This is a genomic window from Mycobacterium sp. 852002-51057_SCH5723018 (genome assembly GCF_001667035.1).
In the GTDB taxonomy this organism is placed as follows: domain Bacteria; phylum Actinomycetota; class Actinomycetes; order Mycobacteriales; family Mycobacteriaceae; genus Mycobacterium.
Genome location: NZ_LZIR01000063.1, coordinates 1 through 25,971 on the forward strand (window position 1 = coordinate 1; position 25,971 = coordinate 25,971).

At 68.0% G+C, this 25,971-nt stretch carries 18 protein-coding genes, 1 pseudogene and 1 riboswitch; of the genes and pseudogenes, 7 read left to right on the forward strand and 12 right to left on the reverse strand.

Annotation, left to right across the window (positions count from 1 at the left end):
• On the reverse strand, positions 1-788 hold a 788-nt coding region (locus tag A5764_RS12490), incomplete at its 3' end, for a PE family protein (protein WP_156664650.1).
• 174 nt (positions 789-962) lie between these two features.
• Complete coding sequence (locus A5764_RS12495; RefSeq protein WP_067113792.1) at positions 963-4,211, reverse strand: LuxR family transcriptional regulator; 3,249 nt, start codon at positions 4,209-4,211, stop codon at positions 963-965.
• Positions 4,212-4,624: 413 nt separating this feature from the next.
• Between A5764_RS12495 and A5764_RS12500 the strand changes: the two genes are divergently transcribed.
• Together A5764_RS12500 and A5764_RS12505 are read left to right on the forward strand one after the other, a co-directional pair.
• A complete protein-coding gene (locus A5764_RS12500) occupies positions 4,625-6,424 on the forward strand; it encodes a PPE family protein (protein WP_067113794.1) in 1,800 nt (599 codons plus the stop codon).
• A 24-nt stretch (positions 6,425-6,448) separates the two neighbouring features.
• Entirely contained in the window at positions 6,449-7,567 is a 1,119-nt protein-coding gene (locus tag A5764_RS12505; RefSeq protein ID WP_197501348.1) for a PPE family protein, read from the forward strand.
• Between the two features lie 128 nt (positions 7,568-7,695).
• Here the strand turns inward: A5764_RS12505 and A5764_RS12510 are convergent, their stop codons facing one another.
• Positions 7,696-9,066, reverse strand: coding sequence for an FAD-dependent oxidoreductase (locus tag A5764_RS12510; RefSeq protein ID WP_067113799.1), 1,371 nt, complete (start codon positions 9,064-9,066; stop codon positions 7,696-7,698).
• 129 nt (positions 9,067-9,195) lie between these two features.
• On the opposite strand from A5764_RS12510, the pseudogene A5764_RS12515 reads away from it, so the two are divergent.
• Positions 9,196-9,498 (forward strand): annotated as a pseudogene (locus A5764_RS12515) (MmgE/PrpD family protein); the annotation flags it as partial.
• Between the two features lie 94 nt (positions 9,499-9,592).
• Here A5764_RS12515 and A5764_RS12520 read toward each other — a convergent pair.
• Positions 9,593-9,796, reverse strand: coding sequence for a hypothetical protein (locus A5764_RS12520; protein WP_067113808.1), 204 nt, complete (start codon positions 9,794-9,796; stop codon positions 9,593-9,595).
• Between the two features lie 111 nt (positions 9,797-9,907).
• Between A5764_RS12520 and A5764_RS12525 the strand changes: the two genes are divergently transcribed.
• Entirely contained in the window at positions 9,908-11,668 is a 1,761-nt protein-coding gene (locus A5764_RS12525) for a DUF3556 domain-containing protein (protein WP_067113810.1), read from the forward strand.
• Here A5764_RS12525 and metE read toward each other — a convergent pair.
• From metE to A5764_RS12550, 5 genes are all read right to left on the reverse strand, one after another.
• The gene (metE, locus tag A5764_RS12530) at positions 11,665-13,935 is read right to left on the reverse strand and encodes a 5-methyltetrahydropteroyltriglutamate--homocysteine S-methyltransferase (protein ID WP_067113812.1); all 2,271 of its coding nucleotides are present in this window, start codon (positions 13,933-13,935) and stop codon (positions 11,665-11,667) included. The genes A5764_RS12525 and metE overlap by 4 nt on opposite strands.
• Positions 13,936-14,091: 156 nt before the next feature.
• A riboswitch (cobalamin riboswitch) is annotated at positions 14,092-14,262 on the reverse strand.
• Between the two features lie 114 nt (positions 14,263-14,376).
• Positions 14,377-15,309: a cytochrome P450 gene (locus A5764_RS12535; protein WP_156664648.1), complete on the reverse strand. Its 933-nt coding sequence runs from the start codon at positions 15,307-15,309 to the stop codon at positions 14,377-14,379.
• Between the two features lie 295 nt (positions 15,310-15,604).
• Positions 15,605-16,246, reverse strand: coding sequence for an SDR family oxidoreductase (locus A5764_RS12540; RefSeq protein WP_067113815.1), 642 nt, complete (start codon positions 16,244-16,246; stop codon positions 15,605-15,607).
• 243 nt (positions 16,247-16,489) lie between these two features.
• Positions 16,490-17,332, reverse strand: a complete 843-nt coding sequence (locus A5764_RS12545; protein WP_067113868.1) for an SDR family oxidoreductase — start codon at positions 17,330-17,332, stop codon at positions 16,490-16,492.
• 77 nt (positions 17,333-17,409) lie between these two features.
• Entirely contained in the window at positions 17,410-18,711 is a 1,302-nt protein-coding gene (locus A5764_RS12550) for a TetR/AcrR family transcriptional regulator (RefSeq protein WP_067113817.1), read from the reverse strand.
• A gap of 372 nt (positions 18,712-19,083) precedes the next feature.
• Between A5764_RS12550 and A5764_RS12555 the strand changes: the two genes are divergently transcribed.
• Positions 19,084-19,890 (forward strand): adenylate/guanylate cyclase domain-containing protein, encoded by an 807-nt coding sequence (locus tag A5764_RS12555; RefSeq protein ID WP_067113819.1) that lies wholly within the window; start codon positions 19,084-19,086, stop codon positions 19,888-19,890.
• 23 nt (positions 19,891-19,913) lie between these two features.
• Here A5764_RS12555 and A5764_RS12560 read toward each other — a convergent pair whose 3' ends face one another.
• From A5764_RS12560 to A5764_RS12570, 3 genes are read right to left on the reverse strand one after another with little or no spacing between them, the layout of a single operon-like run.
• Positions 19,914-21,017: an acyl-CoA dehydrogenase family protein gene (locus A5764_RS12560; protein WP_067113821.1), complete on the reverse strand. Its 1,104-nt coding sequence runs from the start codon at positions 21,015-21,017 to the stop codon at positions 19,914-19,916.
• Positions 21,014-22,168 (reverse strand): acyl-CoA dehydrogenase family protein, encoded by a 1,155-nt coding sequence (locus tag A5764_RS12565; RefSeq protein WP_067113823.1) that lies wholly within the window; start codon positions 22,166-22,168, stop codon positions 21,014-21,016. Before A5764_RS12565 ends, A5764_RS12560 begins: the two co-directional genes overlap by 4 nt.
• A 33-nt stretch (positions 22,169-22,201) precedes the next feature.
• Positions 22,202-23,167, reverse strand: a complete 966-nt coding sequence (locus A5764_RS12570) for an SDR family NAD(P)-dependent oxidoreductase (RefSeq protein ID WP_067113825.1) — start codon at positions 23,165-23,167, stop codon at positions 22,202-22,204.
• Positions 23,168-23,268: 101 nt separating this feature from the next.
• Between A5764_RS12570 and A5764_RS12575 the strand changes: the two genes are divergently transcribed.
• Both A5764_RS12575 and A5764_RS12580 read left to right on the forward strand, forming a co-directional pair.
• A complete protein-coding gene (locus A5764_RS12575) occupies positions 23,269-24,960 on the forward strand; it encodes a nitric oxide reductase activation protein NorD (RefSeq protein ID WP_067113826.1) in 1,692 nt (563 codons plus the stop codon).
• Between the two features lie 115 nt (positions 24,961-25,075).
• Entirely contained in the window at positions 25,076-25,918 is an 843-nt protein-coding gene (locus tag A5764_RS12580) for a CbbQ/NirQ/NorQ/GpvN family protein (protein ID WP_067113828.1), read from the forward strand.
• Positions 25,919-25,971 lie beyond the last annotated feature (53 nt).

Sequence of the window (25,971 nt, forward strand, 5' to 3'; positions counted from 1 at the left end):
GTGCCGCCGCTGGAGAACAGCCCGCCCGCGCCGCCGCCACCCCCGTCCCCGCCGGGTGAGGTGATGCTGTCGCTGTGCCCGCCGGTGCCGCCGGTCCCGGCCGCGCCGAACAGCATTCCGGCGTTGCCGCCGGCCCCGCCGTTCCCGGCGGAGGCGCTCGAGTTCCCCCCGGCTCCGCCGACCCCACCGGAGCCGAACAACCCGGCGGCCCCTCCGTTGCCGCCGGTACCGCCGGGGCCGGCCAGGGCCAGCGGGTTTCCGCCGGCGCCGCCGGCTCCGCCGTTGCCGATCAGCCCGGCGGCCCCGCCGTTGCCGCCGGCCCCGCCGGTGGTGCCGCCGTTGGTGCCGGATCCGCCGGCGCCGCCGTTGCCGATCAACCACCCGCCCGGCGTCCCGTTTTGCCCCGTCCCCGCGGCGCCGTTGATCCCGTTGCCGATCAGCGGGCGCCCGGTGGCGGCCTGGATGGGCGCGTTGATGCCGTCGAGCAGGCTCTGCATCGGGTTCGCGTTGGCCGCTTCGGCGGCCGCAAACATCGCGCCGCTGGTGTTCATCGTCTGCACGAATTGCTGGTGGAACAGCGCCGCCTCGGCGCTCATGGCCTGATACAGCTCCGCGTGCCCGGAAAACAGCGACGCGATCGCGGCCGAAATCTCGTCGGCGCCCGCCGCCAGTATCCCGGTGGTCGGGGCCATCGCCGCCGCGTTGGCCGCGCTGAGCGCCGAGCCGATGTTTTCCACATCCGCCGCCGCCCCGGCGAGCATCTCGGGTGCCACTATCACAAACGACATCGCTGTCCTCCCGGTCGTCATGAAGCGCTCGGGGGGATTTACGTCGCTATCCAGCCGGGCGTTCAGGTCCAATCGGGTAAAGAATGCGGGGTCGCACAGGAACGAAACGTCGGTCATGGCTCGTAGATTGCGCGGGGCGGGGGTCGTAGATTTGCCCGTCGCCGGCGCGCAGGCTCAACTCTTCCCGGCCACTTCCTGCGCGAGGTGCACGCGAGAGTTGATGCTGAGCTTGGCGTAGACGTGCGTGAGATGGGTCTGCACCGTCCGCCGGGAGATAAACAGCCGCGCGGCGATCTCGTTGTTGGCCAGGCCCTCGCCGACCAGCCGCGCGACGTCGCGCTCGGTCGGGGTGAGCGACGCCCAACCGCTGGTCGGGCGCTTGCGTTCCCCGCGACCGCGCCGCGCGTAGGCGATCGCCTCCTCGAGCGATAGGCCGGCCCCCTCGGCCCACGCGTCGTCGAAGGCCCGCGCGCCCACGGCGTCGCGCAGGGCCGCAACGGCTTGCTCGTAATCCGCGTCGTAGATGCTGAACCGCACCACACCGATCTGCTGCCGAATCCGGTCCGCCGCGCCGAAGAGCCGTGCCGCGTCCCGATGGCTCGCGCCGTCGGCGGCCAGCCGGCCGAGGCACTCGAGGATGTCCGGCACGGCCAGGTGCGCCTGGCATTCCGCGGCGTAGCCGAGGGCCTTGTGGGCGTCGCGGTCCGCGTGATCCGGCTCGCCTTTGGCGATCGCGATGCGGGCACGCGTGGTCAGCGCCCGGGCCAGGTGCCAGCCCGACGACACCGCGACCTGTTGGTCTGCCAACCGTCCCGCCTCGATCAGATCGCCGCGCACCAGGGCGACCTCGGCGATCGGGTTGGCGATCGCCGCGCCGAGCTCGCCCTGCTCGCTGAGCCGCCGCCGGGCGTCCTCGCTCGCCTCGGCCGCGACGGCGATATCGCCGCCGGCCACCGCCGCGGTGGCCAGCACCGCATGGCTGAACCCCTCGTTGTACGGCCACAGGTCGGACGCGGCCTCCAGCGATGCGTGGGCCGCGGCCTGGGCGGCCGGGATGTGGCCCTGAAAGGCGAGCGCGAGGCTCAGGCTCAGCCGCGCGCCCCACCTGAACAAGACGTCGTGTGCGGCGTCGGCGTCGGCGGTCACCGTGCCGAACTGCGCGACGGCGTGGGCCAGATCGCCGCTCATCATCTGCGCCAGACCAAGCGTCCAACGGCACGAGCGCGCGTGGAACTGGTCGCCGATCGCCTCGGCCAGCTCGAGGCCTTCCCGGGAGGCCGTGCCCGCGCCAATCGGGTCGCCCGCATAGAACGCGCCGTTGGCCTGCCAGGTCAAGATTTGGCTCAGCCGCCACTGGTCGTCGAGCGCGCGGGCGATGCCGATCGCCTCGGCCAAATACGGGCGGGCGGCATCGGCGCTGTAGGAAGCGATCGCGCCGCAGGCCGTGAGGGCGCGCGCCAGCAAAGCGGGATCATCGATTTCGCGGGCGATCGCCACGGCTTGGTGCGCCTGCTCGAGGTTGTCGCCGATGCTGCGCGACGCGTCGAGGGCCGCCTTGTCGGCGAGCGCGCGCCCGCGCACAACCGCCGAGATCTCGGGGTGGCGCACGCTTTGATCGGACAGGGTCGCCTCGAACCAGGCCAGCCCCTCCTGGATGCGGCCGCGGGTCTGCCACAACGGTTGCAGCGACGAGGTCAGCTCGAGCGCCCGTTCGATCTCACCGTTTTGGCGGCTCCACGCGAACGCGGCCCGCAGATTGTCGCTCTCGATCTCAACCTGCTCGAGGCGCCGGTGGTGGTACGCGTCTGCGGGGCTGTCCAGCCGGGCGGCCATCGCCGCGTAGTAATCGCGGTGGCGCGCGCGCACGTCATCGGCCTCCCCCGATTCCCGCAGCCTTTCCATCGCGTAGTGGCGCACCGTCTCGAGCAGCCGGAAGCGCGTCCGGTCGCCGGCGTGTTCGGCCACCACCAGCGACTTGTCCACCAGCTGGGCGAGCAGATCCAGCACCTGGGGCTGCTGCTCCGGGTCGCCGTCGCCGACGACCCGGGCGGCGTCCAGGTCGAACCCGCCCCGGAACACCGACAGCCGGCGAAACAAGAGGCGTTCCGGTTCGCTCAACAGCGCATGAGACCAATCGACCGACGCTCCCAAGGTCTTTTTGCCGCGCTTCCCGGTCGCGGCCCCGTGCACCAGCCGGAAGCGGTTGCGCAGGCCGTCGAGGATCTCGGCCAGCGACATCATGCGCACGCGTGCCGCGGTGAGCTCGATCCCCAGGGGAAGACCGTCCAGCCGGTCGCAAATCTCGCGCACCACGGCCGTCTCGTCGACGGCGATGCCGAAATCGGGCCGGGCGAGGCGCGCCCGGTCGACGAAGAGTTCGATCGCCTCGTCGGCGAGCGACAGCGACGGCACCCGCCAGGTCACCTCGCCGGCCACCCCGAGCGGCTCGCGGCTGGTGGTCAGGATCGTCAACTGCGGGCTGGCGCTCAACAGCGCGACGGCCAGTTCGGCGCAGACGTCGATCAGGTGCTCGCAATTGTCCAGCACCAGGAGCACCCGGCGGTCACCGAGGAATCGCAGCAGCGTGTCCACGGCCGAGCGGCCGGGCTGGTCCGGGAGGCCGAGCGCCCGGATCGCCGCGACGGGCACCACCGCGGGATCGGTGACCGGCGCGAGATCGACGAACCACACGTTGCCGTCGAACTCGGCCGCCGCCTGGGCGGCGACCTGCACCGCCAACCGCGTCTTGCCGACACCGCCCGCACCGGCCAGGGTCACCAGCCGGTTCTCCGACAGGGCCTTTGCCACGTCGTTGGTCAGCGTGACGCGACCCACGAACCGCGTCAGCTGCACCGGAAGCCCGTGCGGGACCACGCTGCCGGTCGTTCGCAGGGGCGGGAATTCAACGTCGATGTCGGAGTGGCACAGCTGCGCCACCCGTTCCGGTCGGGGAAGGTCGCCGAGCTGATGGGCGCCCAGTTCGACCAGCCAGGCCTCGGCGGGCAGTTGGTCGACGACCAGGTCGCGGGCGATGCCCGACATCAGAATCTGGCCGCCGTGCGCCAGATCGCGCAGCCGGGCCGCCCGCTCCGGGGTCGGGCCGACGTAATCGCCCGCGTCGCCCAGCTGCACCTCGCCGGTGTGCACGCCGATGCCCAGGCGGAGCGGCGCCACCGGCGCGCGCTGCAGCTCCACGGCGCAGGCCACCGCGTCGGTCGCGTGCGCGAAGGCGGCCGTGAAGCCGTCGCCCGCGGCCGGCTCGACCGCCAGCACGCCGCCGTGTGCGGCGACGATCGCAGAGGCCCTAGCGGCCGCGCGATCGAGCCGCACGAGCGCAGCGGTCATTTGCTCCGGCCGGGTGTCCCCCAGTCGCTCGGAGCCTTCGAAACCGGCGACAAGCAGGGTCACCGTTCCTGTCGGCATACGCTCCCTGAAGCCGGGGTCACGGCTGTTGCATGACCTTGTATCCGCGCGTAAGTCAGTTTCGCTCATGCCGGCCCCCAAGGGTTCGATACCGACCGAAATCCATAGAGGTCATCGCGGCCGCGGACCGAACCGCGGCCAGCGCGCGAACGCGGGTTGACGCTTTGCCGTCGGCGGGCCTACGACCCCGCAGCTGCCTGCAATTACGACCCCTCACGCTGAGTATCTACGCGATTCGACCGAGGTTAGTTCGACGTCGGAGCCCGCATATTTGACTCGCTTCCAACAGACGTCGGGACCCGGATGGCGATTCGCTGCGCTTTACACCGGCCGCCCGATGACAACCGAGCGGGAGGGACAGCGATGTCATACGTGGTGATTGCCCCGGTTTCGATTGACGAGGGACGGTTGTGATGAACTTCCTGACGTTGCCGCCGGAGATCAATTCGGCGCGGATGTATCTGGGTGCCGGGCCGGGGCCGATGCTGGCGGCCGCGGCCGCCTGGGACGGGCTGGCCGCCGAATTGGACTCGGCGGCCAGCTCGTTCCGGTCGGTGACATCAGGGCTGGCCGGTGCCGCGTGGCAGGGTCCGGCGGCGGTGGCGATGGCGGGCGCCGCCGCGCCGTATGCGGGGTGGCTTTCCGCGGCGGCGGCACACGCGCAAGGGGCGGGCGGTCAGGTGCGCGCGGCGGCGTCGGCGTTCGAGGACGCGGTGTCGGCGACGGTGCACCCGGCCGTGGTGGCGGCCAATCGGAATCAGTTCGTGTCGCTCGTGTTCTCGAACCTGTTCGGACAGAACGCGCCGGCGATCGCGGCCGCCGAGTCTCAGTACGAGCAGATGTGGGCCGCCGACGTCGCCGCGATGGTCGGCTATCACGGCGGCGCGTCGGCGGTGGCCACGCGGCTGGCGCCGATGGCGCAGGCGCTGCAGAACCTGCCGGGCCCGCTCGGTCAGGCGCAGGGCGCCATCGCCAACGCGATCGGTGGCCTGGGCGCGAATCTGGGCCCGGGCAACGGCGGCAGCGGCAACGTCGGCGGCGGCAATCACGGCAATGGCAACCTGGGTAGCGGCAACAACGGCGACCAGAACCTCGGTAGCGGCAACATCGGCAATACGAATATCGGCAACGGCAACAACGGCATCAGCAATATCGGCGGCGGCAACCGTGGCAACCAGAACTTTGGCGGCGGAAACGCCGGCGACAACAACACGGGTATCGGGAACTCCGGTGTGGGCAATGTGGGCGGCGGGAACCTCGGCAACGCCAACCTCGGCAGCGGGAACCTCGGCAACTCCAACGTCGGCAGCGGGAACCGCGGCGACGCCAACATGGGCGTCGCCAACCGGGGGAGCAACAACGTCGGCGTCGGGAACACCGGCAACCACAACTTCGGCTTCGGGAATACGGGCAACAACGACATCGGGTTCGGGCTCACCGGCGACAATCAGATCGGCTTCGGCGGGCTGAACTCCGGCAGCGGCAACCTCGGCTTCGGCAACTCCGGCACCGGAAACATCGGCTTCTTCAACTCCGGCACGGGAAACGTGGGCTTGTTCAACTCGGGCAACCACAGCTTCGGCTTGGAGAATTCGGGCAGCTTCAACACGGGCTTCGCCAACGCCGGACAAGGCAACACCGGTTTCCTGAACGCAGGCTTCAGCAACTTCGGCTTCGGCGACGGCGGCTCGAACAACATGGGCATGGCCAACGGCGGTTCCCAGAACGTGGGCATGGGGAACTCGGGCTTCCAGAACACGGGCAGCGGCAACGCGGGCTCGCTGAACACCGGCGACTTCAACGCCGGTGATATCAACACCGGCTTCGGTAATTCGGGGTCCACCAACACGGGCGGGTTCGACTCGGGCAGCCTCAACACCGGCTTCGGCAGCGCGGTCACTCCCGTCGGGGTCAAGAGCTCGGGCTTCGGCAACACCGGCATCGGCAGCTCCGGCTTCTTCAACTCGGGCGGCGACAGCTCCGGATTCCAGAACACCGGTCTGGCCTTCGAGTCGGGTTTCGGAAATTCGGGCAACGGAAACAACGCGGGCTTCAACAACTCGGGCAGTTTCCTGGCCGGCATCGGAAACACGGGCTTCGACAACATCGGCATCGGCAACTCGAACGTCTTCAACTCGGGCATCGGAAACTCCGGCAACAGCGACTCGGGGTTCTTCAACCGCAGAGACGCGCAGTCGGGTTTCTTCAACTAGCAGAAGCGTTTTCGGAAGATCGTGGTGATGTCGGACTTTTCGTTGCTGCCGCCGGAGATCAACTCGGCGCGGATCTACGCCGGGGCGGGCGCGGGCCCGTTGTTCGTGGCGGCGACGGCGTGGGACGGGCTGGCCGCCGACTTACGGGCGTCGGCGTCTTCGTTCGGCTCGGTGGTCTCGGCGCTGGTGGGCGGGCCGTGGACGGGCCCGTCGTCGGAGGCGATGGCGGGCGCGGCGGCGCCGTACGTGTCGTGGCTGGGAGTGTCGGCGGCGCAGGCGGAAGCGGCCGCGGCCCAGGCCCGGTCGGCGGCGACGGCGTTCGAGGCGGCGCGGACGGCGACCGTGCACCCGGCGGCCGTCGCGGCGAATCGTGCGCAGCTGATGACCTTGGTGGCGACCAACTTCCTGGGCCAGAACACCCCGGCGATCGCGACCACGGAGTTCCACTACATGGAGATGTGGGCCCAGGACGTCGCCGCGATGGTCGGCTATCACGCCGGGGCGATGTCGGTGGCGTCGTCGTTGACGCCGTTTGCGGTGCCCCCAGTCGACCTGGGTGGCTTGGTATCTCAGGTCGGGGGACAGGTCGCAGGCGCAGCCTCGGCAGCAGGGAACGCGGTGGGGTCCCTGCTTTCCGGCGCGCCGCTGCAGTCGTTGTCGTCGGTGGCGCAATTCGCGACGCTTCCGGTCAGCATGCTGATGTCACCGTTGATGTCGTTGGCGCAGGGCGCGAATGGCGCCGGCTTGGCTGGGACGGCGGCCGTCGGGGCCGACGTCCCGAAGTTCGTGGGGGACACCGCGCCGGCGGCCAAACCGATCGGCGGTGGCGGCGCGGGCCTGGGTCCGGCCATGTCTGCGGGTCTGGGTAACGCCCGGCTGGTCGGCGCAATGTCTGTGCCACCGACGTGGCAGGGGTCGTCCCCGGCCCGGATGGTCAGCGCGGCGATGTCGGGGCTGGGTGGCGAAATCCCCACTGCCGCTGGGGCGGCCGGGGCCGGCATGGGTGGCATGCCGATGATGCCGATGCCGATGGGCGGCATGGGCGGCGGCGGCATGTCGGGCGGGATGCTCGGCCGCGGCGGGGCCAGCCCGCATGTGGTGCAGTCGCGGCCCTCCGTGGTGCCGCGGGTCGGGGTCGGATAGGGGCGAGCGGTCGGGCTTTTCGGATCCGCCGCCAACGGTGCGCCAAGGTGCAGTCCGCGGGCAGCAACATGGCCAGCACCGATTCGAGCGGTGGGTTCCAGCTGGGCCTAGCTGCTCACACGAGGTCCCTAAGTAACTGCGGCGACGGCGGTTTCGGCCGCCATCACCTCGGCGGCGGCGCGCTCACCCGAGCGGATGGCGCCGTCGACCCAGCCACACATGATCGCCGAGCTCTCCGTCCCCGCCCAGTGGATGCGACCGCAGGGCTCGCGCAAGGTGTAGCCGAATTCGGTCAGCACGCCGGTCGGGGCGTGGCTGATCATCCCGCCACCGGAGTAGCGCTCGGTCGTCCAGTTCTGCTCGTGGAATTCCAGCGGCGCTTTGGCCTTGCTGCCGAACCGATCGACGAGTTCCCCGATGAGGATCGCCTTCCGTTCGGCGTCGTCGAGCTTTGTCAGCCGACGCGCCGCGGGCCCTTCGGTGATGATGCACATGATCCCGGGAGTGCCGGTGTCCGTGCAGGCGTCAATGGTCAGGGTGGCCGGGGATCCCGGAGAGGCGGACTGGCCGGACAGCCCGTCGGCGCGCCAGAAGGGCTCGTCGTAGAGGATCGAGGTCTTGATGACCGCGCCGCTGGGCATGCGCTGGTGCAGAAGCGCCCGATCCACCGGCAGCATCGGCTCGTAATGGATCGATGCCGCGATGGCCAGCGGGATCGCGACGACGACCCGACGCGCCCGCACCGTTAAACCGTCCGCGGCGACCGTCACGCCGTCGCCGTCCTGGGCGATCTGCCGAACGGGGTGCGAAAGGTGCAGCGCGTCACCGAGTTCCGCGACGATCGGTTGGTAGATGGCGCCCATCCCGCCGACCGGGCGGGCGTCCTGGGCGCCGCCTCTGACCGAAATCACGAAGTTGGGGCCACCGCCGGATCCCATCTGCGAAAGCAGCCACAGCAGCGACGTCTCCGACCCCGCCGAGGTGTAGGTGCCTGCCAGGGCCATGTCCAGCATCTCGCGGCCCTGCCTGGACATGGTGTTCTTGTCGATCCATTCCGCCAAGCTGATGCGGTCCCACTCGGCGGCCTGCTTGGCCTCCCACGGTGCTTCGCGCGGGATCGCTTTGCACATCGTGTCGATGGAGAGCAGGCCGACACCGAGGTTGGTGACCGCCCACGGGCTCATCGTCCAGGGGACGGTGCCGCCGTAGCGGTGCTTCTTGCCGTCGACGATCATCATGGCGTCGCCGTCGTTGTGCTGCTTGTATTCCGGCACGCCGAACTCGTCCATCAGCGCGTAGATGCGATCCTGTCCCGGCCCGATCCACGCGCCGCCGCGATCGACCCACGCCCCGTCCGGCCGGTACTCGGTGAAGGTGCGACCGCCGACCCGGTCGCGCGCCTCCAGCAAGGCCACCGAGCGGCCCGCTCGCTTCAACCGCAGGGCGGCCGTCAAACCCGCGAACCCGGCGCCGACCACGCAGTAATCGACCTCTGACACGACTGGCTCCTTACCTGGCCCCGCCCCAGCAGCAAACTACACCCCTCCGGCCCCGTGCAGTGGTGTGTTCATGCCGATTTCTCGGCCGGTTCAAGCGGCGACGCCGCCTTGCATAGTGTGCGGACCACCGACCCGGCCGAGAAGGCCTTCGGGGCGCGGGCGGAGGTGACGCTCAAAAGCGGCGACGTGATCACCGACGAGCTGGCGGTGGCGGACGCACACCCGTTGGGCGCCCGGCCATTTCGGCGCCCGCAGTACGTGCAGAAGTTCACCGAGCTCGCGGCCGGCATCGTGGAACCCGCCGAGCAGCAGAGGTTTTTGTCCGCCGTGGAATCCCTTGCCGGCCTTGAGTCCGTGGACGCGCTGAACCTCGTCGTCAACCCGCGGATGCTAGCGGGCGCGCCGGTGACCCCGCCGGGGATCTTTGACTGAATTCGCTGTGCATCCCGGGCGGCGCCGCCCGGCGTGTCGACGCCACAGGTTCACAATCAACGCCGTCACCGCACACTGAAACCCGGCTGCACCCTTACGACGGGCCGCCGTACTGCCACACCAGGGTGTGGGCGCCGGTCATCGTCGGGTTGCACCACATCATCCGGCCGTTGGCGTCGTGGGTGGTGGCATGCAGCACCGTGCAGGCGTCACCCGGTGCGGGCGCATCGGCCCGGGCGACGGCCGTCGGTGACACAGCAGCGATCGTTGCCACCATCGCGAATAGCAGTTTGCTCATATCGATGTCTCCCAGGCGCAGGCTGACCCGACCTCACGGTATCCGCCGACGGACACACGGGCAACGGATTCAGTGCACGCGCCCCTAGAACACGTTTTAGTCTTTGAAACCATGGGATTTCTCAAGCCGGAGCTGCCGCAGGTCGACATGGCCGAATGGAACAAGGGCACCCGCGCCGAGAAGATCCGCCCGATGGCCCGGCACTGGGCGGAGGTGGGCTTCGGCACCCCGGTCGCCCTGCACCTGTTCTATGTCCTCAAGATCCTTCTCTACATCCTGGGCGGGTGGCTGTTCGCGTCGGCCACCAAGGGACTGGGCGGGTTCACCCACGTCGCGTCGTGGTGGTCGGAGCCGATCGTGTTCGAAAAGGTCGTGCTCTACACGATGCTGTTCGAGGTGATCGGTCTGGGTTGCGGCTTCGGCCCGCTGAACAACCGCTTCTTCCCGCCGATGGGCTCGATCCTGTATTGGATGCGGTTCGGCACCATCCGGCTGCCACCGTGGCCGGATCGCGTCCCGCTGACCAAGGGCACCAAGCGCAAGCCGGTGGATGTCTTCCTGTACGCGCTGCTGCTCATCGTGACGCTGTGGGCGTTGTTCTCCGACGGCACCGGTCCCATACCCGAACTGGGCACGACGGTCGGGCTGCTGCCGACATCGGAGATCGTGATCATCTTGCTGATCCTCGGCGTCGCCGGACTGCGCGACAAGGTGATCTTCCTGGCCGCCCGCGGTGAGGTCTACGCGACCATAGCGGTGACCTTCCTGTTCGGCGGGCCCGACATGATCGTCGGGTCCAAGGTGGTCTTCCTGGTCATCTGGATCGGGGCGGCGACCTCCAAGCTCAACAAGCACTTTCCGTTCGTGATCTCGACGATGATGTCCAACAACCCGCTGATGCGGCCCCGGTGGCTGAAACGGCGCTTTTTCGAGAACTTTCCCGACGATCTGCGGCCTGGGCGGCTGTCACGCTGGCTGGCCCACCTCAGCACCGCCATCGAGATGCTCGTACCGTTGCCACTCTTCTTCTGCCACGGTGGCTGGCCGACGGCGGTGGCCGCATTCGTCATGGTGTGCTTCCACCTGGGCATCCTGGTGTCCATCCCGATGGGCGTGCCGCTGGAGTGGAACGTCTTCATGATCTTCGGCGTGCTGTCGCTGTTCGTCGCACACGCCCGCCTGGGGCTGGCCGACCTGCACCACCCGGTGGTGGTGGCCCTCCTGTTCGTGGTCGTCGCGGGAATCGTCGCGCTGGGCAACGTGTTTCCGCGCAAGATCTCGTTCCTGCCGGGCATGCGCTATTACGCCGGCAACTGGGACACCACGCTGTGGTGCGTCAAGCCCTCGGCCAACGACAAGATCGGTCGGGGCATCATCGCGATCGCCAGCATGCCGCAGGCCCAGCTGGAGCGGTTCTACGGCAGCCCCGAAGCCGCGCAGATCCCGATCTACATGGGGTATGCGTTCCGCGGGTTCAACACCCACGGCCGGGCGCTGTTCACGTTGGCCCACCGCGCCATGGCCGGCCAGAACGAGGACGACTACGTCATCATCGACGGCGAGCGGATCTGCAGCACCGCCATCGGCTGGAATTTCGGCGACGGCCACATGCACAACGAACAGCTGATCGACGCCATGCAGCAGCGCTGCCACTTCGAGCCGGGTGAGCTGCGGGTCGTCCTGCTCGACGCGCAGCCGATCCACAAGCAAACCCAGGCCTATCGCCTGGTGGATGCGGCGACGGGGGAGTTCGAGCGCGGCATCGTCAAGGTCGCCGACATGGTGACCCGCCAGCCCTGGGCCGACGACGTGCCGGTCCAGGTACTGACCGAGCCAACCGAGAAGCCAGCCGAAAAGCGCGAAGCGAGTTAGGCTTCCGCGCGCACTTCGTGGGCCGCGGCGACCATGTTCTTCAGCGACGCGGTCACCTCGTCGACCCCGCGGGTTTTGAGCCCGCAGTCGGGGTTCACCCAAAGCCGTTGCGGCGGCACCGCTCTCAACGCGGCGCGCAACGACTCGGCCATCTCGCCGGCGGAAGGCACCCGCGGCGAGTGGATGTCATAGACGCCCGGGCCCACGCTGTTGCTAAAGCCGACCGAGTTCAGGTCGTCCAACACCTCCATGTGCGAGCGCGCCGCCTCCAGGGACGTGACGTCCGCGCCCAGGTCCGCGATCGCCCCGATCACCTCACCGAACTCCGAGTAGCACAGGTGGGTGTGAATCTGCGTGGAGTCGGCGACACCGGAGGTGGCGAGCTGGAAAGCCGCTACGGCCCAACGCAAGTAGTCCTCCTGCTGGGCGCGGCGAAGCGGCAGCAGCTCACGCAGCGCCGGCTCGTCGACCTGGATGACTGCGATGCCCGCGGCCTGCAGATCCACCGTCTCGTCACGGATCGCCAGGGCCACCTGGTTGGCGGTGTCGGCCAGCGGCTGGTCGTCGCGCACGAACGACCAGGCCAGGATCGTGACCGGCCCGGTCAGCATGCCCTTCACCGGCTTGTCGGTCAGGGACTGCGCGTAGCTGATCCACTCGATCGTCATCGGGTGGGGGCGGGCCACGTCGCCGTACAGGATCGGCGGACGCACGCAGCGGCTGCCGTAGGACTGGACCCAGCCGTTCTGCGTGGCGAAGAAGCCTTCGAGCTGCTCGGCGAAGTACTGCACCATGTCGTTGCGCTCCGGCTCGCCGTGCACCAGCACATCCAGGCCGAGGTCCTCCTGCAGCTTGATGACCTCGGCGATCTCCTTGCGCATCTTGGCGACGTACTCGGCCTCGTCGATCTCGCCGGCCCGAAACGCCGCGCGCGCCTTGCGGATTGCCGAGGTCTGCGGGTAGGAGCCGATGGTCGTGGTCGGCAGCGGGGGCAGGTGCAGCCGCGCGTCCTGGCTGGCGCGGCGTTCGGCCGCATCACCGCGTTGCGTGCCCGACGCGAGGATCGAGTCGATCCGGGCGCGCACGACGGCGTTGTGCAGCCGCGGGTCGCTGCGGCGGGAGGCCACTGCGGCGTTGGACGCCTCGATCTCGTCGGCGACCGCGTCGCGTCCGTCCCGCAGCGCGCGGGCCAGAAGCACGACTTCGCGCACCTTTTCGGCCCCGAACGCCAACCAGCTGCGCAGGTTGTGGTCCAGCCCGGTTTCGGGCTCCAGTGAATACGGCACGTGCATCGTGGAACACGAAGTGGAAACCGCCACGGCCGCAGTGGAACCCAGCAGGGTGGCCAGCTTGGCGAGCGCCGATTCCAGGTCGGTGCGCCAGACGTTGCGCCCGTCGACGACGCCGGCCACCAGGATCTTGGTGGACAGCTCGGGGATGCCGGCCAGCGCGGTGTCGGCGCCGGCCACCAGGTCGACGCCGATCGCTTCGACCGGGGTGCGGGCCAGGGCCGCCAAGGACGCGCCGGGGTCACCGAAGTAAGTGGCGACGTGGATGGCGGGGCGGTTGCTCACCGAGCCCAGCGCGTTGTAGACGGCCTCGGCCAGCGCGGGCGCGTCGGGCGAGATGTCGGTCACCAGCGCCGGCTCGTCGAACTGCACCCACTGCGCGCCGTCATCGGCGAGCAGCGAAAGCAGCTCGGAATAGATCGGCACCAACTCCTGCAGCCGCTCGATCGGGGCACCCGCGCCGTTGATCCCTTTGCTCAGCAACAGGAAGGTGATCGGGCCGATGACGACCGGACGCGCCGGAATACCTTGCTGAAGTGCCTCTTTCAGCTCCGACAGCACCTTGTCGGGGTTCAGCGAGAAGCGGGTTGCGGGCTCGATCTCGGGCACCAGATAGTGGTAGTTGGTATCGAACCACTTGGTCATCTCCAGCGGCGCGACGTCGGCGTTGCCGCGCGCGAGCGCGAAGTACCGGTCCAGCTCGTCGGAGACTTCCGTCGCCCGGGTCGGCAGCGCGCCGAGCATCACCGCCGTGTCGAGCATCTGGTCGTAGTACGAAAAGGTGTTCACCGGCACCGAGTCCAGGCCGGCGGCGGCAAGCTGAGACCACATGTCGCGACGCAGTGTCGCGCCGACGGACTCCAATTCCGATCGGCTGGTGCGCCCGGCCCAGTAGCCCTCGGTCGCGCGCTTGAGTTCGCGTTTCGGGCCGATGCGCGGGGAGCCGGTAACCGTAGCGGTGAATGGTTGAGAGGTCACAATGTCGTCCTATCGATCGACGGGGTGCTCACCGCCGCGGATGCGCAGCCGATCCGATTCACGGTGAACGCCTTGGGCGTTACACCGCAACGGGTCCAGCCAAACGCCCACTCCACGAGGCGATGAGCCGCCGGACGCGGCGCGCCCGGCACGGCTGGCAGGTCTTCGGACTCGCAGGCGCGCACTCCCGTGCTCCTACTGGCCGTCGCTTCCCAGTCTTAGATCCCTCAAGACCAGTGCTTGTGACGGCGGTCGTTCCTGCATACCGCTGCGGGACAGTCCCGGACTCTCACCGGGTTCCCTCTCGCGAGGCGGGTCTAACGTGCCTCGCTTGATGCCGGCGCCGCAGTGTGCGGCGACGGCAGACCAGCTGCGCAGCGGAGTTTACAGCGTCGAACTCCAGAGCGAAGTGCGAGCATTCATCGAGATTGTGGACCAGGGCTAAGCCCTCGTGGCCAGCGGCAGCTCCGGCAGCCACAAAGAGCTCTCAGTCTTCGGGAACCCGGCCACCGGCCGGAAACCGGGAACCAGCCCAACATGCCCGGCCCGGTCGACCCACTCCTCAACCAGCACGCGCAACACCTGCCGGACGATGTGCCCGCCACGGCAACGCATAGACCCCGCACCCAGACTCCAATGCCGGTGCGCCCTAACGCCAATCACGAGATCATCGGTGGACATGGCATCGCTGCCGTCGCGCTGCACCGCGGCGATACACAACATCACCACCATGCCGGGCGGCAGCTCTACCCCACCGACGGTCGTTGGCTGGGTAGTAAAACGTTGGCAACCCTGCACCAACGGCTCCAACCGGAGGACCTCTTCAACGAACCCGCGTATCAGCTCAGGCTGACGTCGAAGCATGTCGCACAATTCGGGGCGGCGGGCCAACTCGAATAAGTGCCAGCCGGCGTGTTTGAACAGGTTGCGGCACGCCTCGGACAGGACATGGCCGGACCGCCCATACAGGTGCTCAACAGGCAATAGCTGCAGGCGCGACACGATGTCGAAAAGGGCGCTAGCCATCGGCGTGGTCACATCGGCCACCGCGTCACCGCCACCCGCGGCGGCGAAACGATCGATCAGCGCGGCGGCGGTCGGCCGGAACACGGCCGCAACGTCATGAGCCGATTTCGGTGCGAATAGCTGCTGGTGCACGTCGAGATCGCTCTCGGGAAGGGCACGGGCGCGATCCAACATCGTATCGTCCAGATGCGCTAACACTGCCTCTCGGCCGACGACAAATACCCAGTGACCCCCCGGATCTCGCAACACCGGACCAGCCTGTCGCGCCAGGCGCCAACCCAAGCCGCGGTCCGCGCTCAGGGCGGTTCCCGCCTCGGCGGGAAAGATTGGACAGTCGGCGAGCTTCACATGCCCCCCTTCTTGTTGTCAGGTGTGTCGCTCTGAGTTCCCGCAACTTCGCCACCATGCCTATCAGCGAATCCGCCAGCCCGCTTAGTGGATGCCCCGGAAAGGCCTGGGCCAGCCCGATTCCGGCATCTATATGGCACGCTCGGATCCCAGGGTCAGCCTGTCCACTTCGAGGCTGACGTACCGGCTGATGACCGGCCTGACGAAAATGGCGGGCGCGGATCGGCCGGCGCAAGACAGCCGGGCTGTGGTCCTAGACCGCACCGACGGAAACGGCATCGTCGAGTCATTGACCTTAACGAGCCAGCGCCTCGGCGATGGGCAGGTCACCGTTGTTGAAGTCGATGGTGCGGCCGATTGTCGAGTCGTCCGCCAGCGCGGCGGCGGCGACCTGCGCGACGTCGGCCCGCGAGACTTCCCCTTTGCCCTTGCCCACCGCAATTCGGCCGGTCGCCGGTTCGAGGGTGAGCCGGCCCGGACCCAGCACCGTCCAATCCAGGTCGCTGGCCCGCAGGTGGGCGTCCGCGGCCGCCTTGGCCTCCGCATAGGGGAAGAACGAATTCTCGCTCGGCACACCGTGATCCGGCCCGGCGCCGAAGTAGGACACCATCACGAACCGCCTGACGCCGGCCTGCGCGGCGGCATCGATCACCCGGATTGCGGCGTCGCGGTCGACGGCGTAGGTCCGCGCCGGGTTGCCGCCGCCCGCCCCGGCGGAGAAGACGACCGCGTCGTGCCCGGCCAGCAGCTTCGCCAGCCCGTCGGTGTCGAGCCGCTCGATGTCGGCGACCACCGGCTCGGCTCCGGTGGACTCGACGTCGCCGGAGTGGTCCGGATTGCGGAAGACCGAGCTCACCTCGTCGCCGCGGTTGGTCAGGATGCGGGACAACTGCAGTGCCACCTTGCCGTGGCCGCCGACGACGACGATCCGTGCCATGACCCCGACGTTACCGGCGTCTGTCCTGATGGTGGCGACCCGCTTCGCCCGGCTACGCCGCGCTCGCGATCGCCACTAGTGCTGATGGTGGCGACCCGCTTCGCCCGGCTACGCCGCGCTCGCGATCACCACTAGTGCTGATGGTGGCGACCCGCTTCGCCCGGCTACGCCGCGCTCGCGATCGCCACTAGTGCCGATGGTGGCGACCCGCTTCGCCCGGCTACGCCGCGCTCGCGATCACTACTAGAGTTTTACGCGACCCATGATCAGGTCGATGATCGGCTTGCCCGGCGGGTAGGCCCCGGTGAGCGACGCCATGGTGTGCCCGTAGTCGACCAGCAGCGTGATGCCGTTGATGCCGAAGGCGGCGGCGCTGTTGAGGAACGCCATGACATCGCCCATCTGCTCCGGGGTGTGCACCTTGGAGCCGGTTTCGTCGCGGTAGTCCTGCGCGAAGGTCAGCCACAGGTCGGCGTTGGCCTGGGCCAGCGGGGTGTCGGTCGGGCCCGGGCAGATCGCGTTGATCCGGACGCCCTTCTTCAGCAGGGGGTAGCCCTGGGTCGCGACGTAGGCATTGACCACCTTCTTGGAAAAGCCGTAGTGGATGATGCCTTCCGCTTCGTGTGCTTTGACCCAGTCTTGCGCCGACCCGAAGTCCGGGGTGGCAAGGAACTCCCCGAGCAGTTCCAGGTCGTTCTCCCAGCCCATGCCGGCGACCGAGGAGATGAAGCAGATCGCCGAGCCCGAGGGAAGCTGGTTCTTCTCGAGGAGGCGGTCGATGAGATGCCGGTGGCCGATGAAGTTGATTGCCATCAGGTCGGTCGTCCCGTCGGCGATGCCGGCGGCCGAGAACAGGGCGTGGATCGGCCCGTCCAGCTGCTCGAGCGCGGAGTCGATCGACGCGGGGTCGCGCAGGTCCACCTGGATCGACTTGGCGACGTCGTAGTTCACCGGCGCGTAGTCCATCACGATCACTTCGGCGCCGAGTTCGGCCGCGGACTTGGCCGCCGCGGCACCCATGCCCGTTGCGCCGCCGACAACCAGCGCTCGTTTGCCGTCATACCGCAACCGATCGATCACAGACATGGAAATCCCCTTCTCGTTCACTGCCAACCCGGTTCTAACTGCCCTACTGTATGTAGAACAGTTATTAGGTTCAATACCTAATTGCCGCGAACCGCGACGCCGCGCAGCACCGTGTCACGGGCGTGCACCAACGCCGCGCGTTTACCGGTGGCGCGAAGGATGTTCTCCGGTATCCACTGCAGGCCGATGACGCAGCGCGCCAGCATGGTCGTGGACGGAGCATCGATGCTGACCTCGCCCGACCGGATCCCTTCGGAGAGCAGCGATTTCATCTGTCGAACGCGGGTGGCGTACAGCCAGCCCGGGTTGGGCGTGTCCGGCGGCGATTGCCGCATCCATGCGAGCTGGATCCTGAACTCGTCGGAGAACCGATCGAGCGCGTTGACGTTGACCCAACTGAGCGCATCGAGCTTCTCGATGGCGCTGGCATCCGAGCGCAGGACGGCGACCCAGCCCGCTTCCACCTTCTTGCCGAAGGATTCCATGATCGAGGCGAGCAGTTCGTCCTTGGATCCGATCACCCGATAGACGGTTCCGGTGCCCAGACCCGCCGCGGATGCGATGTCCCGGATGGTGGTGACCTCATAGCCCTTGCGCCCGAATTCGGTTCGCGCCACGGCACGGACATGGGCCGCCTTGTCGCTGGGATCGGCGTCGCGATCGTCGGCCCACGTCGCGATGACGTCGGTGGCGGCCGCGAAGGCGTTGGACCGGTCCAACGCCGAGTCGACGGGCGGGCGGGCCGCCAAGCCTTGCAAGATGATTCGGCACAGCAGCTCGGCGACCTGATCGGCGGGCGAATTGTGGCGCATGACGGCGAGCCCGACCTGCAACATGGTCTGGCAGATGCGGTCGGCCAACGTGGGAAGGTCGATGTCGGGTTTGATGTAGCCGCTCCACCTGCCGGCGCGCAGCGTTTGCAGCATCGCTTCCTGGATCGCGGTGGGCTGCTGCTGCGTCAGCTTCATCAGCTCCGGATCGGCGCTGGGCCCCTCGTAGAACGACATCTGCAGGGCGGCGCCGTGTCGCACGGCGCAGTTGGCGATCGCCTTGCCCAGCTCGATGATCTTTTCCGCGACCGGCCGCGAATCGGGTTCGTCCAACCTCGCCAGCGCGGCTTGCCCGATCCGGTTCAAGTGCTCCTGGTACCGGCGGATCAGCTCGACGAGGATCGCCTCTTTGGATTCGAAATGGTGATACAGGCTTCCGGGCAGGATGCCCGCCGCGTCCGCGATCTCCTGCAGCGACGTACGCAATCCCGAGGACGCGATCAACGACGCCGCGGTCTGCAGGATCTCGGTGCGGCGCGTCCCGGAATCATTGGCGTCCAAACGGACCACAGGGGACCTGCCCTTGGACAGCGACTCGATTTTGGCCATGGCTAAGGGCGCGCCAGCGCGGGCGAGTTTGGATCGGCATGCACGCGCATTCGTCCTCCCACCGAACCAAATCTTTGTTGGAAGGCTATCAGACCTGGCGAAACAAATGCGCTGCGCGAAACGGCGGCAGGCCCATTCTAGAGCGCCCGGTCGTCCCGGCGGTCGCGTCCGACCACCTGGTCACGCCGGCCGGTACGCTGCGGTATGCGGGCAGACACCTCTGAGTGGCCTGCACTGTCAATCCGGAGCAAGCGCGACTTTGCAACGGAGACCTGGGTTACGGGCATCGTCACCGCGTGCGGATCGAGAACCGCTCGAGACTGGAGGTCCTCCTTGCATCGGACTGCTCGCCAACGCGCAGGCCCATAAACGATGACCGAACTAATCCTGTGGGGGCTTGTCACCACAGAACTCGCCGGTTTAATTGCGCTGGGCGTCTTGTTGACCATCTCGCAGCGCCGGCTGAGAACCGTTCGCCGGCAGCTTGAGCGCAGCCGGCGCCAGCACGGCCCGCGGCGTCGTCGGCGCCGTGGGCTTGCGCCTTTTGCGGTGCGGAAAACCTGGAAGACCGCCGAGATGGTGCGTACCAAAGGCATCGGCGCCACGGTGCGCAACTCCATCGAAGACCTGGCGGGGTGGGCCCAAGTGGAACGCCCGGACCTGGCACGGTTAACCGCCGATGGCGACGTCGTGATCGTCTTCTCCGACATCGAGGCTTCCACCCAACACAACGAGGCGCTAGGTGATCGAGACTGGGTGAAGTTGCTCCATCGACATGATGAACTCGTCCGCTCACTCGTCACCAAGTACGGAGGGCATGTCGTCAAAACCCAAGGGGACGGATTCATGCTTGCCTTCGCAAAACCTGGCGATGCCTTGCGCTGTTGTATCGATGTGCAAGCTGCGCTGCGGGACCACCCTGAGCGCTGGGACAACATCCGGGTGCGCTTCGGTATCCACATGGGGACGTCGGTGAGACGCGGCGACGACCTATTCGGACGCAATGTTGTCATGGCGGCGCGGATAGCAGGACATGCCGAGGGGGGCGAGATCCTGATCAGCGAACCGGTACGTGATGGGCTCGGCGACCGAACGGACATCCGCTTCGGCGCACCTCAGGAGCTGGAACTAAAGGGTCTGCGCGGTGTGCACAATGTCTTCGAGGTACTACCCGGCTGACGGAGGCCAGCGCGCTGATGTAGTCATGGTGACCTCCGCTTCGCAAGCGCGGCACCGATTTCGGTGAGATAACGGTCTGGGCCCCCAAGAAATGTGCTCCAGCTCAGCAGGCGCTTGAGGTAGAGATGAGCGTCGTGCTCCCAGGTGTAACCGATGCCGCCGAACACCTGGATGGCGGTGTCCCCGACGGTGGCCAGCCGCCCGGCGAACGCCTTGGCCCGCAACGCAGCAAGGTGCCGCTCCTCGGCGCCGGCGTGGTCGGCCGCCCACAGCGCCTGGATCACGCCGCTGCGCGCCAGCTCGACGGTCTCGTACATGTCCACGCACAAGTGCTGGACCGCCTGGAACGAGCCGATGACCTGACCGAATTGCTTTCTGACTTTGGCGTATTCGACGGCGAGGTCCATCACCGCCCGCGCGGCCCCGAGCGCGTCCGCGGCCGAGGCGATCAGCACGTCGTCAATCACCGCCGCTGCGTCGTCTGATGACGCCGCGGCCAGTCGGTGCGCGGGGGCTGCGTCGAGCGTGACGCGAAAGTGCTTGCGGGTCTGGTCGATACCGCGCTCCGGCGCCACCGAAACCCCGGACGCGTCGGCGTTCACGGCGTAAAGACCGATGCCGTCGGATTCCACTGCGAGCGCCAACAGGACGTCGGCGGCGGCGGCGTCGGGCACCGCAGCGATCTCGCCCCGCAGTACAACGCCGTCGGCGTGCCGGTTCGCGGCGACTTGGACGTTCTGGTAATGGGGGAGGCCGACGGTGACGATCGTGGTGCCGTCGGCGATCCCGGTCAACAGCTTGGTGGCGGAATCTCTGGCGACGAGGCGGGTCAGTGCCCGGGTGGCGGCGACGGCGGTCGACAACCACGGCCCCGGATGCAAAGCGGCGCCGAGTTCCTCGGCGACGATGCCGGCCTCGACCATCGTCATGCCGGCGCCGCCGCAGTCTTCCGGCGCCAGCAGGCCGGTGGTCCCGAGGTCGGCAAGGCCGCGCCAGACCGCGTCGGTGGTGCCGGTCGGATCGTCGAGCAGCGGCCGCACGTGCCCCGAGATCGGGGCCTTTTCGGCGAGGAAGCCCCGTGTGGTGTCGCGCAGCGCCACCTGCTCGTCGGTGAGTTCGAGGTTCATTTGCGCGGCAATCCAAGGATGCGTTGTGCGGTGATGTTCTTGTTGATCTGGGTCGTGCCGCCGGCGATCGTCAGTGAGCGCGACGTCAGGCGGTAGTTTGCCCACGGGGCGTTGCTGCCGCGGGTGCCCAGCACGTCGAAGGCCAGGGCCGCCAGGTCTTGCCCGATCTCACCCCACACGGTCTTGGCAAGGCTGGCCGACCCGAACGCAACCTTCTCCGAGCCGCCGTGCAGCGTCGCCGAGATCGATCGCTGGCAGAGCACCTCGAGATACTTGATGCGGACCGCGATTTCGCCGAGGCGCCGCAGCGTCACGGGGTCGTCCAGCGCGTCGCTGTGGGTGGCGATGTCGTCCGCGAGTTCTTCCAGCCGCACCTGCATTTCGGCGTACAGCCGCGCTGCCCCGGCACGCTCGTGGCTGAGGGTCGTGGTGGCCACCTGCCAGCCGGCGTTCAGCGGGCCGAGCAACGCATCGGCCGGCACCCGCACGTCGTGGAAGAACACTTCGGCGAAGTCGGTGTCGCCGTTGAGCGTGACGAGCGGGCGGACCTCGATGCCCGGCAGCCTCATGTCGACGATCAGGCAGGAGATCCCCTGGTGCTTCGGGGCTTCCGGATCGGTGCGCACGTACAGCTGGCACCACTGCGCGCGATGCCCGAGTGAGGTCCAGATCTTCTGGCCGTTGACCACGAAGTGGTCGCCATCGGTCACCGCCCGGGTGCGCAGCGCGGCGAGGTCGGAACCGGCTTCGGGCTCCGACATGCCTTGGCACCAGATGTCGTCGGCGCGCATCATGCGGGGGAGCAGCGTTGTCTTCTGCGATTCGGTGCCGTATTGCATGATGGCCGGCGCGATGTTGTTCATCCCAATAACGTTGAGCGGCATCGGAGCCCGAGCGCGTGTGGTTTCCTCGGTGTAGACCAGCTGCTCGAGAACCGTCGCCCCGCGGCCGCCGTACTCGCGGGGCCACGAAACGGCGGCCCACCCCGCGTCCGCCATCGTCCGGTTCCAGGCGCGCAGCATTTCGAATGCGGCGTCGTCGCGGCCGCTGGGCCGGCGGGCGGCGATCAGCTCATCGGTCAGGTTGGCGGACAGCCAGTCGCGCAGTTCGGCGCGGAACTGTTCCACTTCCGTTGGGTAGGAGAAGTCCACTTTCGCGGACTTTACGTTGGAGCAGAAATTAGGTCAACGGGCAGGAAATGCGACTTCGTCGTTGTCCGGCGTCGCGCTGATGCCCCGTCGAACACAGACCTCCAGCACCTCGTCGATGATCGACGCGGGCACGATGAACCGCTCCGTGGCTGACATCTGCTCGAGATGTGCCCCGATGTCTTCGGCCGTCGGTTGGCTTTCGACGTCTGCGAGCCAGCCTTCGCTCAGGCCGACGAACACCCGCGCGTAGCGCCCGGCGACGGCCGAATAGTTGCGGTGGGTGAACGTGCAGGCGCTGCTCGCCAGGAAAGTGACCAGCGGCACGACGAGTTCGGGCCGGATGGCTCGCATGAAGCCGGATTCGGCGAGAAACTTCTCATCGCCAACCGTCTCGGTGGCCATCCGCGAGAAGCCCATCGGCATAACGGAATTGGCCAGTATTCGATGCGCTTCGCCTTCGATCGCGATCACGTTCATCAGCCCGACGAGGCCGGCCTTCGCCGCGGCGTAGTGAGCCTCCATCGGCTGACCGAAAAGCCCGGCGGAGGAAGAGATGAACACAAATCTTCCGCCCCCGTTGTTCTTCATCACGTCGAACGCGGGCTGCGATAGAAAAAAGCCGCCGTCGAGATGCACTCGCAGCATTCGACTCCACTCGTCGGGCGAGAGTTCTTCGAATGGGACGCTGCCGAAGATTCCCGCGTTGCTCACGACCGCGTCGAGGCGACCGAACGCGGCGACGGCGGCATCGATGATCGCTTGGCCGCCCGCGGGGCTGTCGACCGAGTCATAGGAGGCGATCGCCGTGCCACCGGCCCTGCTGATCTCGTCGACAACCTCGTCGGCGACTTTTGAGCCGGCACCGTCGGCGCGCATCGAGCCGCCGAGATCGTTGACAACCACCGCGGCACCGCGGCGCGCCAGGTCGAGCGCGTACAGCCGGCCGAGTCCGCGTCCGGCGCCGGTGACGACAGCCACGCGATCGGTGAAGTCGATCATGGAGCACCCTCAAGCATGGACAACGGTTTGACCGTGCGTCGGACCGGACCCTACGCTTGGAACAGATATTTGGTCAACAATCTCGTGGGGTTCGGAGGCCGATGGCAGACGACGCTCCCGGCGACCGCCTGGCAGCCCTCGGCATGTTCGCTTCGGCACTGGCCGGACAGCCCGTGGCGGTTGCCGCAGTGCAACCGGGTGAGCCGCCGTGGACCGACGGCCAGACGATCTATGTTGACGCCCGTGCACACACCCGCGCGAGACTCGAGGCCGTCGCGGTACAAGCGTCGATGATTGCGGCCGGCAGCCTGGATCCCGGCGTCGTGCGTCGCCTGGTCCGCCACCCCCGGCGGGCCCGGCGGTATCTGGCGCTAGAGGGCCACCGCGCGCTGATCGCCAATAGCCAGGTGCTGCCGGGCATCCTGGCGTGGTTCGGCAATCGGGACATCGCGCAGTGCAGCGACTCGCCCGCCGCTTCGCTGAAAATCGCCGAGGGCCGGGCGGCAATCGCGGACCCTGCGCCGGAATTCGGCGTGATCCGCGCGGCCAAGGTCCTGGCCGCGCGTTCCCAAGCCGCAGAGCACCAAGACCCGGACAAACCCCAACACGTTCCGCGTGGCCCAGGCCAGAAGGAACTCGAGGAGCTCGACGACGGAGAGGTCGACGATTCCGACGATCCGGACGTGTTCACCAGCCCGGTCGGCGGGGGCGGCTTCATCGGCAAGTGGTTGAAGAAGATGCTGTCGTCCGTGCGTAAGACGGGGAGCGGCGGTGGGCCCCCCGGGGCGGATACGCCGACACATCGGACAAACTCGGCGAAGCGTGCTGTGCACGCCGTGGCTTCGCTGGCGTCGACCTCGAGCGAGGACGCCGATCACCGCGACGTCCAATCGGACGGTATGACCTATCCGGAATGGGACGTCACCCGAAAGAGCTACCGGCCCGGGTGGTGCACCGTGCGCGAGGTCGAGGCCAAGATCAAGGCATCGGCCACCCCGGCAATCGACCCCGCGATTGGCGTGCGGCGCCCTCTGTCGCGGCTCGGGATGGGCCTGCACCGGCGCCACCGTCAGTCGCAGGGCGACGACATCGACATCGACGCGGCGGTTGAGGCCCGCGTCGAGGCGCTGGCCGGGTCGGTGCCCGACGAGGCGGTGTACTTGGACAGCCTGCGGCGCCGGCGTGACCTGTCGGTGCTGCTCCTGTTGGACGTATCGGGGTCGTCGGCCGAGCCGGGAACCGTCGGGCGGACGGTGCACGAACAACAGCGTGCGGCGGTCGCCAATCTGATGGTCGCCCTGCACGACTTGGGCGACCGGGTTGCGCTCTACGCCTACTACTCGCAGGGCCGCCGCGCGGTGAGCATGGTGCCCGTCAAGCGATTCGATGACCACCTCGACTCCCGAGTGATGAAGCGGCTGAACAGCCTCGAACCCGGCGCGTACTCACGCCTCGGCGCGGCGATCCGGCACGGCTCGGCCGTCTTGGAGGCGCGCGGGGGCACCTCCCGGCGGCTGTTGGTGGTGCTGTCCGACGGCCTCGCATACGACCACGGCTACGAGAGGCCCTACGGGGCGGCGGACGCGCGGCGCGCCTTGACCGAGGCCCGCCGCCGCGGCACCGGCTGCGTATGCCTGACCATCGGCGCAGGAACGGACGTGCGATCGCTGCGCCGGGTCTTCGGCAGCGCCGCGCATGCGACGATCGCGCGACCAGATCAGCTCGCCGGTGTGATCGGACCGCTATTCCGCTCCGCGCTGCGCTCGGCGGAGGTTCGCCGGAGGGCGTCGTGAGGGCATGTCCCAGAATGTCATTCGCGCGCCGGGCCGCATATCCGCTCGTCAGGGCTCTTGAAACAAACATCTGTTCCGGCTAGGCTCCAATCAGCGCGGGTATGGAAGGGAAGCGATGGCCAACGAGTCCGGACTCATGTACCGGAACGGCACGACCTCCGAGGCGGACAGGGTGCGGCCCTACTACAAGGCGATCGGCAGCGAAGAGGACGTCTTCAAGGCGGCGTATCGCCAGGGTCTGGCGCTCGTCTTGAAGGGCCCGACGGGGTGCGGCAAGACCCGATTCGTCGAGGCGATGGCCTACGATCTCGGCCGGCAGCTGATCACCGTCGCCTGTCATGACGACCTCACGACGGCAGACCTCGTCGGGCGGTATCTCTTGCAGGGCGACGAAACGGTCTGGGTGGACGGTCCGCTGACCCGCGCCGTGCGCGAGGGCGCGATCTGCTACCTGGACGAAGTCGTGGAAGCCCGGCAGGACACCACCGTCGTGCTGCACCCGCTCGCGGATCACCGGCGGCAGCTGCCGATCGAGCGTCTCGGCGTCACGCTGGACGCGGCGCCCGGATTCGGCCTCGTGGTGTCCTACAACCCCGGTTATCAGAGCGTGCTCAAGGACCTCAAGGACTCGACGCGTCAACGGATGGTCGCCATCGAATTCGATTTTCCCGCAGCCGATGTCGAAGAGGGGATCGTTGCCCACGAGGCGGGCGTCGACGGTGCCACCGCGGCTGAGCTGGTGCGCTTCGGGCACGCCATCCGCCGCTTGGAGACCGGCGGGCTGCGTGAGGTCGCGTCGACCCGCGTGCTCATCGCGGCCGGCAGGCTTATCACGGAGGGCCTGACCATGGCGGCGGCGGCCCGGGCCGCAATCGCTGGACCGCTCACCGACGACGTGGCGGTGAGCAGGTCCCTCAACGAGATGATCGAGGTCTATCTGGGCGCGTCCGATGGTTGACCCCGGTCGGCCCCCTCGCTAGCGTTCTGAACAAATATTAGGTCAGCACGGCG